At 74.7% G+C, this 16107-nt stretch carries 14 protein-coding genes; 2 read left to right on the forward strand and 12 right to left on the reverse strand.

Annotated features, from left to right (window positions below; translation table 11 throughout):
• Positions 1–129: 129 nt before the first annotated feature.
• From ACZ6KF_RS05120 to ACZ6KF_RS05130, 3 genes are all read right to left on the reverse strand, one after another.
• Positions 130–948 carry a rhomboid family intramembrane serine protease gene (locus tag ACZ6KF_RS05120; protein WP_356634651.1) on the reverse strand — a complete coding sequence of 273 codons (819 nt, stop codon included), beginning with the start codon at positions 946–948 and terminating at the stop codon, positions 130–132.
• A gap of 146 nt (positions 949–1094) precedes the next feature.
• Complete coding sequence (locus ACZ6KF_RS05125; RefSeq protein ID WP_356634653.1) at positions 1095–2495, reverse strand: FAD-dependent oxidoreductase; 1401 nt, start codon at positions 2493–2495, stop codon at positions 1095–1097.
• Positions 2496–2563: 68 nt separating this feature from the next.
• Positions 2564–3574: a DUF4349 domain-containing protein gene (locus ACZ6KF_RS05130; RefSeq protein ID WP_469237350.1), complete on the reverse strand. Its 1011-nt coding sequence runs from the start codon at positions 3572–3574 to the stop codon at positions 2564–2566.
• A 155-nt stretch (positions 3575–3729) separates the two neighbouring features.
• Between ACZ6KF_RS05130 and hemG the strand changes: the two genes are divergently transcribed.
• Entirely contained in the window at positions 3730–5205 is a 1476-nt protein-coding gene (gene hemG, locus ACZ6KF_RS05135) for a protoporphyrinogen oxidase (protein ID WP_469158282.1), read from the forward strand.
• A gap of 4 nt (positions 5206–5209) precedes the next feature.
• The gene (hemQ, locus tag ACZ6KF_RS05140; protein WP_356634659.1) at positions 5210–5941 is read left to right on the forward strand and encodes a hydrogen peroxide-dependent heme synthase; all 732 of its coding nucleotides are present in this window, start codon (positions 5210–5212) and stop codon (positions 5939–5941) included.
• Between the two features lie 99 nt (positions 5942–6040).
• Here hemQ and ACZ6KF_RS05145 read toward each other — a convergent pair whose 3' ends face one another.
• The 9 genes from ACZ6KF_RS05145 to ACZ6KF_RS05185 form a co-directional block, all read right to left on the reverse strand.
• On the reverse strand, positions 6041–7738 hold the full coding sequence (locus ACZ6KF_RS05145) for an alpha/beta hydrolase (RefSeq protein ID WP_469237353.1): 1698 nt from the start codon (positions 7736–7738) through the stop codon (positions 6041–6043).
• 117 nt (positions 7739–7855) lie between these two features.
• Positions 7856–9460, reverse strand: coding sequence for an MbnB/TglH/ChrH family RiPP precursor modification enzyme (locus tag ACZ6KF_RS05150; protein WP_469237355.1), 1605 nt, complete (start codon positions 9458–9460; stop codon positions 7856–7858).
• A 114-nt stretch (positions 9461–9574) separates the two neighbouring features.
• Positions 9575–10363: a DUF4142 domain-containing protein gene (locus ACZ6KF_RS05155; protein ID WP_356632513.1), complete on the reverse strand. Its 789-nt coding sequence runs from the start codon at positions 10361–10363 to the stop codon at positions 9575–9577.
• An 82-nt stretch (positions 10364–10445) separates the two neighbouring features.
• A complete protein-coding gene (locus ACZ6KF_RS05160) occupies positions 10446–11144 on the reverse strand; it encodes an aminoacyl-tRNA hydrolase (protein WP_469237357.1) in 699 nt (232 codons plus the stop codon).
• A 57-nt stretch (positions 11145–11201) separates the two neighbouring features.
• Complete coding sequence (locus ACZ6KF_RS05165) at positions 11202–11399, reverse strand: hypothetical protein (protein WP_356632517.1); 198 nt, start codon at positions 11397–11399, stop codon at positions 11202–11204.
• 96 nt (positions 11400–11495) lie between these two features.
• Positions 11496–12350, reverse strand: coding sequence for a polysaccharide deacetylase family protein (locus ACZ6KF_RS05170; protein ID WP_469175326.1), 855 nt, complete (start codon positions 12348–12350; stop codon positions 11496–11498).
• Positions 12351–12413: 63 nt separating this feature from the next.
• Complete coding sequence (locus ACZ6KF_RS05175) at positions 12414–13409, reverse strand: slipin family protein (RefSeq protein ID WP_469237359.1); 996 nt, start codon at positions 13407–13409, stop codon at positions 12414–12416.
• A gap of 130 nt (positions 13410–13539) precedes the next feature.
• Complete coding sequence (locus ACZ6KF_RS05180; protein ID WP_356632523.1) at positions 13540–15054, reverse strand: SulP family inorganic anion transporter; 1515 nt, start codon at positions 15052–15054, stop codon at positions 13540–13542.
• An 8-nt stretch (positions 15055–15062) separates the two neighbouring features.
• Positions 15063–15644, reverse strand: coding sequence for a carbonic anhydrase (locus ACZ6KF_RS05185; protein ID WP_356632525.1), 582 nt, complete (start codon positions 15642–15644; stop codon positions 15063–15065).
• Positions 15645–16107 lie beyond the last annotated feature (463 nt).

Below are 16107 nucleotides of genomic sequence, written 5' to 3' on the forward strand. Positions count from 1 at the left end.
GCCGGGCCTCCGCCCCGTGCCGGGCCTCCGCCCCGTGCCGGGCCTCCGCCCCGTGCCGGGCCTCCGCCCCGTGCCGGGCCTCCGCCCCGTGCCGGGCCTCCGCCCCGTGCCGGGGCCGAGTTCCCGCGCCTACCAGCCCGGCCGCGCCCGGCGGCCGAAGAGGACGCCCCGCGGCTGAGGGGGCGGGGGAGTGCCGCGGCGCAGGGGCCAGGCCAGCAGCATGCCCGCGACGAAGCCGACCACATGGGCGAGGTAGGCGACCGTGCCGGCGCCGGTGACGCCCTGCCCGGCGGAGTAGACGGCCTGGAGCAGGAACCAGAGACCGAGGACGGTCCAGGCCGGCAGCCGCAGCGGCAGGAAGATCAGGAAGGGCACGAGCACCCAGACCCTGGCCTTCGGATAGAGCACCAGGTAGGCGCCGAGGACGCCGGCGATCGCCCCGGACGCGCCGATCAGCGGGTCGCCGGACTCGTCGTTCGCCAGCGAGAAGCCGTACGACGCCGCGTAGCCGCAGACGGCGTAGAACAGCGCGAAGCGGACGTGACCCATCCGGTCCTCGATGTTGTTGCCGAAGATCAGCAGGAAGAGCATGTTGCCGAGCAGGTGCAGCCAGCCCCCGTGCAGGAACATCGCCGTGAGCACGCTCAGCTCGGGCGACTTGTCGTAGTCCGGCGGGCCGACCAGGCAGCCGGGTCCCTGCGCGCCGACCCCGACCTCACCGGTGGGCACCAGCCGGGGCACGTGGTGATGCAGCAGCTCCCGCGGCACCACCGCGTACTGCTCCAGGAACGCGTGCAGATGGCACGTCTGGGCCAGGCTGCTGTCGCCGGCCACGGCGCCGGCCATGCCCGGCATGAGGAGGAACACGACGACGTTCGCCGCGATCAGGGCGTATGTCACCCAGGGCGTGCGGCGGGCGGGGTTCACGTCATGGACGGGGATGACCACGAGGAACTACTGCCCTGGATGCCGTCGGCGAACCGGCGGACGGGGCGGGGTCGCTCCGCTGGGGGAGGCATGGCGCGGTGAGGTGCCCGGCGGGGTGCCGGGCGCGGGGCGAGCGCGCAGTTCCCCGCGCCCCTTCCGGACGCTGCTCAGGGGTTTCGCCGTACCGCCTGGGCCGCCTTGCGGGCCGCCACCAGGACCGGGTCCCAGACCGGGGAGAACGGTGGGGCGTAGCCCAGGTCGAGGGCGGTCACCTGTTCCACCGTCATGCCGGCCGTCAGGGCCACCGCCGCGACGTCCACCCGCTTGCCCGCGCCCTCGCGGCCCACGATCTGCACGCCGAGCAGGCGGCCCGTGCGGCGTTCGGCGAGCATCTTGACCGTCATCGGGGAGGCGCCGGGGTAGTAGCCGGCCCGGCTGGTCGACTCGATGGTGACCGCCTCGTAGCGCAGCCCCACCCGGCGGGCGTCCTTCTCGCGCAGGCCGGTGCGCGCGATCTCCAGGTCGCACACCTTGCTGACCGCGGTGCCGACGACGCCGGGGAAGGTGGCGTACCCGCCGCCGACGTTGGTCCCGATGACCTGGCCGTGCTTGTTGGCGTGGGTGCCGAGCGCGATGTGCCGCAGCCTGCCCGACACCAGGTCCAGGACCTCGACGCAGTCGCCGCCGGCCCAGACGTTCTCGTGCCCGCGCACCCGCATCGCCAGGTCGGTGACCAGCCCGCCGTACTCCCCGAGCGGCAGCCCCGCGGCCCGCGCCAGCTCCGTCTCGGGGCGTACGCCGATGCCGAGCACGACGACGTCCGCCGGGTACGCGGCGTCGTCCGTGACGACCGCGCGGACGTGCCCGTCGCCGTCCGTGTCCAGCGCGGTCACCTCGGCGTCGTTGACCATGGTGATGCCGAGGCCCTCCATGGCCCGGTGCACCAGGCGGCCCATGTCCGGGTCCAGGGTGGCCATCGGCTCGCTGCCGCGGTTGACGACGGTCACCCGATGGCCGCGCTTGATGAGCGCCTCGGCCATCTCCACGCCGATGTACCCGGCGCCGACGACCACTGCGCGCCGGCCGGGGGTGCGGGCCAGGGTGTCCAGGAGGTCCTGGCCGTCGTCCAGGGTCTGCACCCCGTGCACCCCGGCGGCGTCGACGCCCGGCAGGTCGGGCCGGACCGGGCGTGCCCCGGTGGCGATCACCAGCTTGTCGTACGACGTCCAGGACTCGGCCCCGGAATCGACGTCACGCGCGCGTACCCGCCCGCGGTCGACGTCGATCTCCGTGACCTCGGTCCGCAGCCGCAGGTCGATGTCCCGCGCGCGGTGCTCGTCCGGCGTGCGCGCGATCAGCCGGTCCCGGTCGGGCACGTCGCCGCCCACCCAGTACGGGATGCCGCACGCCGAGTAGGAGGCGAAGCGGCCCCGCTCGAAGGCCACGATCTCCAGCTCGTCCGGCCCTTTCAGCCGGCGGGCCTGTGACGCGGCGGACATGCCCGCCGCGTCACCGCCGATCACGACCAGCCGCTGCCTGCTCCCGGTACCGCTTGCGCGCTCGCTCATACCAACACGCTACGGGGGCGGGCGTTTTGGGTCCCGCTCGCCCGTCCCCTCCGCGGGCGCGGACGTTCTCAGTCCTCCTCACCCGTGCCCTGCGCGGGGGCGGGCGTCGGCGCCGGCCGCGCGGCCGGCAGCGGGCCCAGGGCGGTCATCGCCTCGCCGGCGGCCGGGCGGCCGGTCCCGCGGGACCGCAGCACCCGCAGCCAGACGAACAGCAGCAGCGCGGCCAGCGCGGCGAACGGCAGCACCGCGGCGACGGCCACCAGGATCCAGCGCAGCATCCCCACGAACGCGTCCCAGCCGCCCGCCAGCGCGTCCCCGAGCCCCGGGTCGCCGTCCTCGGCGGCCTTCTCCACCGGGGTCTCGGACAGGGAGAGCCTGATGGTGGCCAGGCTCGTGCGGTCCTTCAGGGACGCCTGCCGGGCGAGCAGGGCCTCCAGATCCGCCTGACGGCTGCTCAACTGGCCCTCCAGCTCCACCACGTCGCTGAGCTTGACGGCCTGGTCCATCAGCTCGCGGATCCGGGCGACGCTGGCGCGCTGCGTCCTGATCCGGCTCTCCACGTCGACCACCTGGTCGGTGACGTCCTGCGCCTTGGCGGTCCGCTCCAGGAGCCTGCCCGCTCCCTCCAGGTCGGCGAGGACGTCGTCGTAGCGCTCGGTGGGGACGCGCAGGACCACGCGGGTGTACTCGTTGCCGTTCTCGTCCCGGCTGGTGGACTCGCTGCCCACATGGCCGCCGGCGCCCTCGACGGTGGCGCGGGCCTCGTCGAGTGCCTTGGGCACGTCCTCGACCAGGACGGACAGGGACGCGGTGCGGATGATGTGGCCCTGCACCTGCACCTGCGCCGGCGGCCGGGGCGCCGCGGAGGCGCGGTCGGCGGCGCCCGACCCGGCCGCGCCCTCCTGGAGGGCGCCCTTTTCGGCCTTGCCGTCGGCCGCCGTGCCACCCCCTCCGATGTCGTCGGCGCCGGAGCAGCCGGTGAGCGCGAGGGCGGCGGCCAGCAGAATGCCGGCCAGGGCCGCGAGCGGCCGCCGCGCGGGCAGGCGTGTGGCGCGTGGTGCGGGACATGGTGCGGACATGTGGGTCCCCCCTCGGTGATGACCAGTGACGCTCCTTCGACGCGGGAGCCGGTCCGGGCGTTGGCGGTCCCGGGTCCCGATGCGGTCACGGTCGGGACTCGGTGGGGCCACACGGCCCCGGCGGCGCTGTCAGTGGTGTCTGAGAAGGTGGACGCATGAACGCAGCACGTACGGACGACGCCGGGCGCGCCGGGCACGTCGTCGTGATCGGAGCGGGAATCGCCGGGCTGGCCGCCGCCCACCGGCTGCTCGGGCGCGGAGCGCGGGTGACCGTGCTGGAGGCGTCCGGGCGGGTCGGCGGCAAGCTGCTGCCGGGCGAGATCGCGGGGGTGCGGGTCGACCTGGGCGCCGAGTCGCTGCTGGCCCGGCGTCCGGAGGCGGTCGGCCTCGCGCGCGAGACGGGCCTCGCCGACCGGCTCGAGCCGCCGGCCACCGCCACCGCGTCGATCTGGACCCGCGGCGCCCTGCGGCCCCTGCCGAAGGGCCACGTCATGGGCGTGCCCGGCACCGCAGCCGCGCTCTCCGGCGTGCTGTCCGACGAGGGCGTGCGCCGCATCGAGCGCGACGCCGACCTCCCCCGTACCGAGATCGGCGACGACGTGGCGGTGGGGGAGTACGTCGCGCGCCGGCTCGGCCGGGAGGTCGTCGACCGGCTCGTGGAGCCGCTGCTCGGCGGGGTCTACGCGGGCGACGCCTACCGGCTCTCGATGCGCTCGGCCGTCCCCCAGCTCTTCGAGGCCGCCCGCGCGCACACCTCGCTCACCGAGGCCGTCCGGGAGATCCAGCGCAGGGCGGCCGAGGCCCCGGCGGGGGCGGGAGCGGGCCCGGTGTTCCTGGGCATCAGGGGCGGCGTCGGCGCCCTGCCCCTCGCGGTCGCGGACGCGGTGCGCGCCGCAGGCGGCGAGATCGTCACGCGGGCGCCGGTCACGGAGCTGCGCCGACAACCGTCCGGCGGCTGGCGGGTCACCGCGGCCGGCCGGGTGCTGGGCGCCGACGCCGTGGTCGTCGCCGTGCCCGCGCCCGCCGCCGCCGGCCTGCTGCGCGCCGAGGCCCCCGCGGCGGCGGCCGAGCTGGCCGCCGTGGAATACGCGTCGATGGCGCTGATCACCCTCGCCTACCGCAGCATCGACGCCCGCCTCCCCGAGGGCAGCGGCTTCCTGGTGCCGCCGGTGGACGGACGGACGATCAAGGCGTCGACGTTCGCCTCCCGCAAATGGGGCTGGATCGCCGACCAGGACCCGGACCTGACCGTGCTGCGCACCTCCGTCGGCCGGTACGGCGAGTCGGAGATCCTCGGCCGCGACGACGCCGGACTCGTCGACGTCTCCCGGCGCGACCTGGCGGCGGCCGTCGGCCTGGACGCCGCACCCGTCGAGACCCGCGTCACCCGCTGGGACGCCGGCCTGCCCCAGTACCCGGTCGGCCACCACGCGCGCGTGGCCCGCATCCGCGAGCACCTCGGAAGGCTGCCCGGACTGGCGGTGTGCGGCGCGGCCTACGACGGCGTCGGCATCCCCGCCTGCATCGCGAGCGCCCACGCCGCGGCCGACCAACTGGGCGGCGACCTGCGCGCCGTGCGCGAACTCACCGCCCACCCGGTGCAGAGCCTGCACGGCGGAGCGGGAGAATGAGGCCATGAGTGACGACGCCCCCACCACCGCCCCCGACCGGATCCCGAACAAGGGCAAGCTGGCGAAGGACCTCAACGAGGTCATCCGCTACACCCTGTGGTCCGTGTTCCGGCTGAAGGACGTGCTCCCCGAGGACCGCGCGGGGTACGCCGAAGAGGTCCAGGAGCTGTTCGACCAGCTCGCCGCCAAGGACGTCACCGTCCGCGGCACCTACGACGTCTCCGGGCTGCGCGCCGACGCCGACCTGATGATCTGGTGGCACGCGGAGACCTCCGACCAGCTCCAGGAGGCGTACAACCTCTTCCGCCGCACCCGGCTGGGCCGCGCACTGGAGCCGGTGTGGTCCAACATGGCGCTGCACCGCCCCGCCGAGTTCAACCGCTCGCACATCCCGGCGTTCCTCGCCGACGAGACGCCGCGCGCCTACGTCAGCGTCTACCCCTTCGTGCGCTCCTACGACTGGTACCTCCTGCCGGAGGAGGACCGCCGCCGGATGCTCGCCGACCACGGCAAGATGGCCCGCGGCTACCCCGACGTGCGCGCCAACACCGTCGCCTCCTTCTCCCTCGGCGACTACGAGTGGCTGCTCGCCTTCGAGGCCGACGAGCTGTACCGCATCGTCGACCTGATGCGTCACCTGCGCGGCTCGGAGGCGCGGCTGCACGTGCGCGAGGAGGTGCCGTTCTTCACCGGCCGCCGCAAGGACGTCGCGGACCTGGTCGCGGGCCTGGCCTGACGGACGTTCCACCCCGCCTCGCCCGACCGCGCGACGGCCCCGGTCGGGCGAGGCGGGGCGGGGAGGTGCGGGCCAGGGCCGGCGCGGTCCGGGACCGGGTCAGCGCCGCCCCTGGCCGGCCGGGCCGGCCTTCGCCGTCGGCTCCCCCTCGGCCGCCGGGCCGGTCTCCGGACCGGCAGCCGCCGGGGCGGCCGGGACCGGTTCGGGCCGCCCCGCGCACGAGGCGCGGCGGCCGGGCAGCCGGCCCTCCAGCAGGTAGGCGTCCAGATGGCCGTTGAGGCACCGGTTGGGGCCGCCCGCCAGCCCGTGGGTGCCGGCGTCCCGCTCCGTCACCAGCACCGACCCCGGCAGCCGCCGGTGCAGTTCGAGCGCCCCCTCGTACGGCGTCGCCGCGTCCCGCTCGGCGGCCAGGATCAGCGTCGGCGGCAGCTCGCCCGGCCCGGTCCGCACGTCCAGCGGCCGCTGCCGCGGCGCGGGCCAGAAGGCGCACGGCAGGTTCATCCACGCGTTGTCCCAGGTCTCGAACGGCGCGACGCGCGCGAGCCGCGTGTTGTCCCGGTCCCACACCCTCCAGTCCGTCGGCCAGGGCGCGTCGTTGCACTCGACGGCCGTGTAGACCGCGCTGGAGTTCTCCGCCTCGGCCGCCGCCTCCTCGACCGGAGCGGCGAGGTCGATCAGCGGCTGCGGATCGCCCTTCAGGTACGCCGACAGGGCCGCGGCGCGGTGCGGCCAGTAGTCGTCGTAGTACCCGGCCTGGAGGAACACGCCCTGCAGCTGCCCCGGCCCCACCTTCCCGCCCGCGGGCTCGGCGGCCAGACGTGCCCGCGCCCGGTCGTAACTGCGCTGCACCCCGCTCGCGGTGACGCCGAGCCCGTACACGTCGTCGTGCCCGGCGATCCACTCCTTCAGGTCCTCCCAGCGGTCCTCGAACGCGGCCGACTGGTCGAGGTTGTTGCGGTACCAGATCTTGGCGGGGTCCGGGTTCACCGCCGAGTCGAACACCATGCGCCGTACGTGCGACGGGAACAGCGTCGCGTAGAGCGCTCCGAAGTAGGTGCCGTACGACGCCCCGATGAACGTCAGCCGCTTCTCGCCGAGCGCTGCGCGCAGGACGTCCAGGTCGCGGGCGTTGTTCAGCGAGTGGTAGTGCCGCAGCGCGTCGCCCGACCGTTCGGCGCAGCCGCGCGCGTATGCCTTCGCCCGCGCGACGCGCTCCCGTTTGTACGCCTCGGTGGGGTGCGTCGGCGAGAGCGTCGGCGCCTTGAAATGCAGCTTCGGGTCCTCGCAGGAGATCGGGGCCGAGCGGCCGACGCCGCGCGGGGCGTAGCCCACGAGGTCGTAGGCGGCGGCGAGGCGCTTCCACTCGGGCACCAGTCCGGCCAGCGGGAAGTAGAGGCCGGAGGCGCCCGGTCCGCCCGGGTTGTAGACCAGCGCGCCCTGCCTGGGGACGTTGCGCTTGCTGTTGCCGGGGTCGCGGTGGGTGGCCCGGGCGCGGCTGACGGCGAGGGTGATCTGCCGGCCGTTCGGGCGGGCGTAGTCGAGCGGGACGCGGACCGTGCCGCACTCCATGTGCCCGGGCAGATCCTGGGCGTCGGCGCACTTGCCGAAGGCGATCCCGGTCGCCGCGGCCCGCGCGGCGGCCACGGCGACGCCCCGCGCCTCGGCCGCCGGGACCGCCTCGGCCGCCGGGACCGCCTCGGCCGCCGGGACCGCCCGGCCGGCCGGCGCGGCCGGGACGGCGGCGAGGGTGGTCAGGAGCAGGGAACCGGCGGCCGTGTACAGGGCGGCAGCTCTCATCGCGTATCCCTTTCGGAGCTCGGCGGCGACAAAAGGGATGTTTGGTTCGGGTACGGGAGAAGACAAGCACCGTCGGCCGGTGTCGCGCCGAGTGCTTCCGTGCGCCCCCGGGGCGCGTCAGCGGCGCGACAGGACCCGGCGCGCCCGCGCCGCCACTCCGGCCCGCGCGCGTGCCGCGATGCCCGAGCGGGAGCGCGGCGCCGGTCCCGACCGCTCCAGCCACCAGTCCCGCAGCTCCCCGCGCGCCCGCGCGTCCCGGACGCGGCCCGTCCGCAGCAGCCACTCGGCGAAGGCGAGCGCGTCGTGCCGGTAGCCGCCGGTCATGGGCCGGCCCTGCGCGTAGGCGAGGAAGGCCGCGCGGTAACCGGCGCCGAGGATCGCGGGCAGCTCCGGCGCGACCCTGGCGACGACGTCCGCCCGCTTGGCGGCCAGCGCCCGCGCCTGCACCCCCAGCCGCACCCGGTCGAACCCCTCGGGCACGGGCGTCCCGGCGACCAGGGCGGACAGCAGGGCGGCCTGCGCGAGGGCGACGCGCTGCCGGGTGGCGGCGGGGACGCAGGCATGAGCGGAGGCGGAGACGGCAGCGGCGACGGGGGTCGTCGGGCCGCCGGGCGTCTTTGCCCGCGCCTCCCCGGTTCCGGCGGCGGGCCGTTGCACTTCTTCGGTTCCTGCGGCGGCGGGCCGTGCTGCATCAGTTGCGGCGGCGGTGAGTTGCCGCGCTTCTCCGGTCCCGGCGTCCGTGGGCCGTCGCGGTTCTCCGGTCCCGGCGTCCGCGGGCCGTCGCGGTTCTCCGGTCCCGGCGTCCGCGGGCCGTCGCGGTTCTCCGGTCCCGGCGTCCGCGGGCCGTCGCGCCTCCCCGGCCCCGGCGTCCGCGAGCCGTCGTCCCTCCGCCACGGCTGTCCGGATCGCCGTCAGCTCGCTCTCCAGTTCCTCGGGCCGGGGGAAGTTCTCGTCGCGCTCCAGCAGGACGCCCGGCGGTGCGACGCGTGCCGCCAGGTCGGTGAGGACGTCGAGCACCGGGCGCGGGACCGGGTGGGCGTGGCTGTCGTGCCAGACGCCGTCGCGCTCGAAGCCGCCCGCGACATGGACGTACGCGATGGCCTCCACGGGCAGGTCGGCCAGGGCCTTGGCCGGGTCCTCGCCGCGGTTGACGTGGTTGGTGTGGAGGTTGGCCACGTCGATGAGGAGACGTACGCCGGTGCGGTCGGCCAGGTCGTACAGGAACTGTCCCTCGGTCATCTCCTCGCCGGGCCAGGAGATCAGCGCGGCGATGTTCTCGACGGCCAGCGGGACGGGCAGCGCGGCCTGGGCGATGCGCACGTTCTCGCAGAGCACGTCGAGGGCGTCGCGGGTGCGCGGCACCGGGAGCAGGTGCCCGGCCTCCAGCGCGGGGGACGCGGTGAGCGCGCCGCCGGCCCGGACGAACGCGATGTGCTCGGTGACCAGCGGCGATTCCAGCGCCTCGGCCCGCTCGGCGAGCGCCGTCAGCCGCCCCTCGTCGGGCCGGTCGGCGCCGCCGAGGCCGAGGGAGACGCCGTGCGGGACGACGGTCACCCCGCGGGCGCGCAGCCGCCGCAGGGAGTCGGGGAGGTGGCCGGGGCAGACGTTCTCGGCGACGACCTCCACCCAGTCGACGCCCGCCATGGCCTCCACGGCGTCCGCGATCTCCGGCCGCCATCCGATGCCCGTGCCCAGTTCCCGTCGCTGTCCCGGTCGCTCCATGATCCCCCGCCTCCGTGTCCCCGCGTGAGGAGGGTATGGCCCCGCGCCCCGGCCCCGAACCCCGCGCCGACCGCCTTCAGAGCAACATTTGAGGTTGCGTCGGTGGGCGCCGTGTCACCGCAGCGCACCCTCCGAGTCCACCGGATCGGGGCGGCCGGTGTCGACGGTGCCGGGCTCGCCCGGCGAGGGCCGGGAGGTGGTGCCGATCTCGCCGCTCGGCTCGGCGGGAGGCGCCGACGGCGCGATCTGCCCGGGAACGGGCGGCGGCGGGCCGGTCGGGCTGGCGGTGGAGGCGTTCGCGGCGTCGTCGGCGATGGCGTCGAAGTCGACCTTGCCGGTCTTCTCCAGGACGGTGATGTGGTCCAGGACGGTCAGGTTGGCGTCCGAGGCGAGCTGGCGCACCAGCGTGTTGCGGGTGCTGTTCCGCACCGCGCCGATCGCCGGGAAGATCTTGCCGTGCGCCGCGCGCAGCAGGTTGGCGAACTTGTACTCGTACTCCTCGCCGGTCGCCGCGGTCAGCTCGTCCAGCCAGCCCTGCTGCTGCTCGTTCGGCTGGTTCGGCAGTTCGACGCCGAGCTGGGCGGCGACGATCCGCACCCGCTTGTCCAGGTCGGTGTGGCCGACGATCAGGTGGTCCGCGGCCTCCTTGATCGCCTCGCTGGGCGCCCGCTCCATGGCCTGCTGACCGGCGGGCAGCTCCCACAGCCCCGCCAGCCGCACCCGCACGATGAGATCCCGGTCGGCCGCCGTCAACGGCCCCCACCGGGTGTTCACGGTCCCGGCGGCGACGTTCGCCTGTCCGGTGCCGGAGCGGTCGGCGTACGACCACACGGGGAACGCGAGCGCCGCAGCGGTGGCGACGAGGGCCGCGATGATCAGGGCCGTACCGTTGATACGCCGCAAAGGTGCCTCCCGGAGACTGCTGAGCGTGGGCGCGTTCGTGCCGCGTCGGCGCCAGGAGGTACGTACGGGAGGGGCGGGGTGTTCAGCGGGCGCGGCGCAGCGCCGGGTGGTCCGCGATCACCGTGGCCGAACCGGGGGCGATCTCCGTGAAGCCCGCGTCGCGGACCACCGGCAGGCCGGACGCGGTGAGCTCGCGCCAGCGGTCCGGGGCGGCCGTGCGCACCGAAAGGGGAAAGCCCGCTTTCCGCCAGGCGGCGCGGTTCTCGTCGGACAGGGCCCACCAGGCCAGCTGGGCGCCGTGCCCGGCCTGGGCCATGGCCTTGCCGGCCGACATGGACACCTCGGGGTTGAGCCACAGCACCGGCGCGGTGCGGTCCGCCTCGACCGGCGGCTCCGGGTCGTCGAGGTCGGTGCCGGAGACCTGGAGGCGGGCGAGGTCCTTGGGCCAGCCGTCCAGCGGCACGGGAGGAAAGACCCGTACCTCCGCGGATTCGCCGGTGACGGTGATGCCGGGCAGAGCCTTTGCCCGCCGCCACTCCGCCCCGCGCGCCCGGCGCACGACCTTGCGGATCCGGGCGTCCTGCCAGTCCCGCACGGCCCGCGCCCACGCGCCCTCGCCGACGGAGCGTTCGTCGGTGAGCAGCACCAGCACCGCGCGCGCCGCCGTCTCCAGGGCGTCCGTCCGGGCCGGGCGCGCGTCGCGCTCCATCCGGACCACCAGCGGGAGGACGAACTGCGGGGCGAGGTCGCGCACGGACTGCTCGGGAGATGCGTGGGTCACGCCCCAAGTCTGCCAGGCGGAAGATCCGTTCCGTTCCGCTCCTCCCGGCCGCCGGGGTCAGCCCGAACAGGCCGTCCGCTGCGCCTCCTGCCACTCGCAGACCGGGCAGAGCGTGATGCCCTTGTACGACTCCGGGTACTCCGTCGGCTCCCTGCACAGCACGCAGTCCGCGTACGGCGGCCCGTCGGCCCTGGGCGGGCGCGTGGCGTCGATCAGGCAGTAGCCGGTCGCCTCGTCGTCCTTCGCTTCGCTCATGTCTCCAGCGTAGGACCCCGTGGCCGGGTCCGGAGGGCTCCGAGGCCGGGCGCGCAGGGCTTCGTGGTCAGGTCCGCAGGGCTCCGCGGCCGGGGCTCAGAGACCGGTCCCGGGGCGGCCGGCCGCCGTCCCGATCAGCTCCGAGACCTTGACGAAGCGGTAGCCGCGGCGGCGCAGCTCGGGCACGATCGTGCGGATGGCCCGCTCGGTGGCCGGGGCCGCGCTGCGGGTGCAGTGCAGGACGACGACCGAGCCGGGCCGTACGCCGTCCAGCACCTGACGGGCGACCGCGCCGGCGTCCGTGGCGAAGGCGTCGCCGCCCACCACGTCCCACTGGACCGCCGTCACCCCGGCGCCGCTCAGCGCGCGCAGCGCCCGGCGGTCGTAACATCCGCCGGGAAAGCGGAAGTACGGCTTCGGGTCCCGTACGCCCACCCTGCGGAACGCCGCGAACGCCCGCTCCACGTCCGCCCGCATCCGCTCCTCGGGGACGGTGGGCAGCCCGTAGCAGTCCCCGGTGAAGGCGTGGTGGCTGTAGGAGTGGTTGGCGACCTCGAAGAGCGGGTCGCGGCCGATGGCGCGGGCCTGCACCGGGTACTCCTCCGCCCATCGGCCCGTCATGAACACGGTGGCAGGCACGCGCAGCGCCCGCAGTGCGGCGATCAGCTCCGGGTTGTCGAAGCGCTCGCCGGCGGCGGCCCGCGCGCCCTGGTCGGCGGTCATGTCGGCGTCGAAGGTGAGCGCCACCGTCCGGTCCGGCGTGCGCGCGCCGCGCTCGAAGACCGGGGTCAGACCCGCGGGGCCGGGCGCCAGGGTGGGCGGACGGGAGGAGACCTCGGCGGGCGTCGGGACCCGGTGCACGGCCCGCCGCGGAAGTTCGGGGGCGCCGCAGGCGGTGAGGGCGGCGCCGAGTGCGCAGAGCGCGGCGAGGCGTCGTACGGGAAGGATCACCGGACGAACGTAACGATGTAAAGCGGATGATCGGTGCGACCGTCGCGCCCGGTCCGCCGGAAGTCACCCGGCCGGACGGTCCGGGGCCCGCGCGACGCCGGGGGCGGGGGCGGGGAGATCTGCGACGCCGTGGGAGGGCGCGGGCGCGGAGGCGGGGGTCTGGGGGACGGCGGGGGAAGGCGCGAGGTGCGGGGTCTGTGTGACGCCGGGGGAGGGCGGGCGGTCGGGGATCTCTGCGACGCCGGGGGCGGCAGCGCGGTCCGCGATCTTCGTGGCGTTCGGCGCGGGCGCGTGGTCCTGCGCGGGCGCCCGCTCCAGGAACCGCAGCAGTTCCACCGGGAAGGGCAGAACCAGCGTGGAGTTCTTCTCCGCGGCCACCGCCACCACCGTCTGCAGCAGCCTCAGCTGGAGCGCGGCGGGCTGCTCGGACATCGCCTGCGCCGCCTCGGCCAGTTTCTTCGACGCCTGGAGCTCGGCGTCCGCGTTGATGATCCGGGCCCGGCGCTCGCGGTCGGCCTCGGCCTGGCGGGCCATGGAGCGCTTCATCGTGTCCGGCAGCGAGACGTCCTTGATCTCCACCCGGTCGACCTGCACGCCCCAGCCCACGGCGGGGCTGTCGATCATCAGCTCCAGGCCCTGGTTGAGCTGCTCGCGGTTGGACAGCAGGTCGTCCAGGTCGCTCTTGCCGATGATGGAGCGCAGCGACGTCTGCGCCATCTGGGAGACGGCGAACTTGTAGTCCTCGACCTTGACCAGCGCGCTCGCCGCGTCGACCACCCGGAAGTACACCACCGCGTCCACCCGCACCGTGACGTTGTCGCGGGTGATGCCCTCCTGGGCCGGCACCGGCAGGGTCACGATCTGCATGTTGACCTTGTGCATCCGGTCGACGAACGGCACCACCAGCGTGAACCCGGGCGACCGCGCGTCCCCGAGGAGCCGGCCCAGCCGGAAGACCACCCCGCGCTCGTACTGCTTGACGACCCGTGCCGCCGCCGCGAGGTACACCACCCCGGCGCAGCCGGCCGCCGCGCCCGCCGCCAGCAGTTCCTCGACCATGACGACCTCCTCACCCAGAGGTCTGATGCGTCCGCTCTGCCCGCTCCTGCAACGATATGCCCGGTGTCGTCTCCCTGGCCATGGGCGGACAGGGAGACGACACCGGGCGTCGTCCCGGACGCGGACGCGGTCAGGTACTGCTCAGCTGCCGGTCGGCGGGTGCGGCCGACGCGAGCATCAGTTTCACCGGGTCGATGCCGGAGGCGCTGTGCCGCTCGGCCCAGTTCTCCAGCGCCGTACGGCAGGCGTGGTCCAGGTGGTGCAGGCCCGACAGGTCCAGCTCGATGGGCCGGTCCTGCGGGAGGGCCTCCAGGCTGTCCAGTATCTTCGGCAGCCGCAGGAACGTGGCGTTGCCCGACAGATAGGCCTGGATCGGCCCGGCGCCCTTGTCCACGACCTCCAGTTTGACGTGCGAGGCCTCCCAGGCGGTCTTCACGACCGACAGGGCCAGACCGATCAGGACGCCCTCGAACATGTTCACCGCGACGATGGACACCGCGGTGACCACCAGGATCAGCGCCTCACCCCGGTGGCCCCGCCACATCGCGGCGATCTGCCGGAACGGGATCAGCTTCCAGCCGGCGTGGACCAGGATGCCGGCCAGCGCGGGCACCGGGATCAGCGCCAGCGCTCCGGGCAGCATCGCCGCGAAGAGCAGCAGCCAGACGCCGTGCATCACCCGGGACGCCTTGGTGCGGGCGCCCGCCCGGACGTTGGCCGAGCTGCGCACGATCACCGCGGTCATCGGCAGTGCGCCGAGCACGCCGCACACCGTGTTGCCCGCGCCCTGGGCCATCAGCTCCTTGTCGTACTGGGTGCGGGGCCCGTCGTGCAGCCGGTCCACGGCCGCCGCGCTGAACAGGCTCTCGGCGGAGGCGATCAGCGTGAACGCCAGGACCGTGCCGAGCAACGCCGGGGTCGCCAGCTCGCCGAACTCGCCGAGGCCGGGCGGCTGGATGGAGTCCAGCAGACCGTGCACCTCGACGGTGGCCACGTCCAGGTCGAGGACGAGCGTGCCGACGGTGGCCAGGACCACGGCGGCGAGCGCGCCGGGCACCGAGCGCAGCTTGTGCGGCAGCCGCGGCCACAGCACCATCACGGCCACGGTGACCGCTCCGACGGTGGCCGAGATCAGCGCCGTGCCGTCGCCTGCGGCGTCGACGATCGCGCCGGGCAGGCCGAGGATCTTGCCCAGGCCGGAGTCCGGAGCCTCCAGACCGGCCGCCGCGTAGACCTGGCCGGCGATGATCACCAGACCGATGCCGGCCAGCATGCCCTCGACCACCGCGATCGAGATGGCCCGGAAGTAGCGCCCCAGTCGCAGGGCGCCCATGGCCAGCTGGAGCAGCCCGGCGGCCAGCACGATCACACCGAGCGCCGGCAGCCCGAACTCCTGGACCGCCTCGAAGACCAGCACGGTCATCCCGGCGGCGGGACCGGACACCTGGAGGCTGCTGCCGGGCAGCAGTCCGGTGACGATGCCGCCCACGATGCCGGTGACCAGGCCCAGTTCGGCCGGGACGCCGGAGGCGACGGCCACGCCCACGCACAGCGGCAGGGCGACCAGGAACACCACGAGGGAGGCCGCGAAGTCCTGCTTGAGGTAGGGGAACTCGCGGGTGAGCCTGCGGGGGGACGAGTTCATCGCGGTCCTCACAGGGCCTCGAACGCGTCGGTGGCGGCGCGGTGTTCGAGCACGGCCCCGGTGTGCACCTCGTAGTACCAGCCGTGCAGCCGGAGACGGCCGTCCGCCAGTCTCTGCTCCACGCACGGGTAGGAGCGCAGCCGCAGCAGCTGGGACAGCACATGGTGCTGCACCGCGTCGGCGACGGTCGGGTCGGCCGGGTCGGCCGACTTGGGTTCGTCGGCCGCGTGCGCGAGCCAGTCGCGCACGGCGGGCACGGCCTCGAGGTCGTCGCCGCGCACCAGCGCGCCGACCGCGCCGCAGTGCGAGTGGCCGCAGACGACGACGTCCTGGACGCCGAGCACCTCCACGGCGTACTCGATCGTGGCGGCCTCGCCGGTGGGACGCCCGGCGGTGTAGGGCGGCACGATGTTGCCCGCGGTCCGCAGCTCGAACAGCTGGCCGGGGCGGGCGCCGGTGATCAGGGCGGGGACGACCCGGGAGTCGGAGCAGGTGATGAACAGGACGTCCGGGGACTGGCCCTGGGCGAGGCCGGCGAACTCCTCAGGGCGCTGTCCGAACGTGCGGGCGTTGTCGATGAGGGGCTGCATGATGTGTCGATTCCTCCTGGCGCGCGGTACGGCGCGTCGGGCGGTAGGGACAGTGGTGGGGGAGGGCCGTCGCATGGTTGCGGGCCGCTGGGCCACGGCCCCGCGGTGGCGGGGCATGTGCGCGTCTGCGAAGGGAGCGTGCCGAGCGAAGGGCGGGCGGGTGCACGGGTCGGCGATGTGGCCCGGGATCGGGGCCTTGACCGTCGCACCTCGAAACATGAGCACCCTTCCGGTTTCTGCACGCCTCTAGTCCGCACCAACGGTTGGTCAACGGTTGGTCAAGAAAGACATTAACCCTGCAAAGTTCTTTGCAGGGTTAACTCAGTGTCACAGAGCGCAGACCGCCTGAAAACAGCGGGTGATTGGCGTGATCCATGCTGCGCCGAACGGGTTACGGGGCTCCTGTCGGCGGCTCGGGCTCAACCGGTTCACCGGGGCTCACGCCGACTGCCGGGGCCCGACC

It is taken from the genome of Streptomyces sp. NPDC046379 (assembly GCF_055587785.1).

What these genes read in the sequence shown, in the direction of transcription:
- hemG (WP_469158282.1), top strand. Translation starts at nt 3,730, where the DNA reads ATGAACGCAGCACGTACGGACGACGCCGGGCGCGCCGGGCACGTCGTC.
- ACZ6KF_RS05185 (WP_356632525.1), bottom strand. Translation starts at nt 15,644, where the DNA reads ATGCAGCCCCTCATCGACAACGCCCGCACGTTCGGACAGCGCCCTGAG.
- ACZ6KF_RS05130 (WP_469237350.1), bottom strand. Translation starts at nt 3,574, where the DNA reads ATGTCCGCACCATGTCCCGCACCACGCGCCACACGCCTGCCCGCGCGG.
- ACZ6KF_RS05145 (WP_469237353.1), bottom strand. Translation starts at nt 7,738, where the DNA reads ATGAGAGCTGCCGCCCTGTACACGGCCGCCGGTTCCCTGCTCCTGACC.
- ACZ6KF_RS05175 (WP_469237359.1), bottom strand. Translation starts at nt 13,409, where the DNA reads ATGGTCGAGGAACTGCTGGCGGCGGGCGCGGCGGCCGGCTGCGCCGGG.
- ACZ6KF_RS05180 (WP_356632523.1), bottom strand. Translation starts at nt 15,054, where the DNA reads ATGAACTCGTCCCCCCGCAGGCTCACCCGCGAGTTCCCCTACCTCAAG.
- hemQ (WP_356634659.1), top strand. Translation starts at nt 5,210, where the DNA reads ATGAGTGACGACGCCCCCACCACCGCCCCCGACCGGATCCCGAACAAG.
- ACZ6KF_RS05150 (WP_469237355.1), bottom strand. Translation starts at nt 9,460, where the DNA reads ATGGAGCGACCGGGACAGCGACGGGAACTGGGCACGGGCATCGGATGG.
- ACZ6KF_RS05125 (WP_356634653.1), bottom strand. Translation starts at nt 2,495, where the DNA reads ATGAGCGAGCGCGCAAGCGGTACCGGGAGCAGGCAGCGGCTGGTCGTG.
- ACZ6KF_RS05165 (WP_356632517.1), bottom strand. Translation starts at nt 11,399, where the DNA reads ATGAGCGAAGCGAAGGACGACGAGGCGACCGGCTACTGCCTGATCGAC.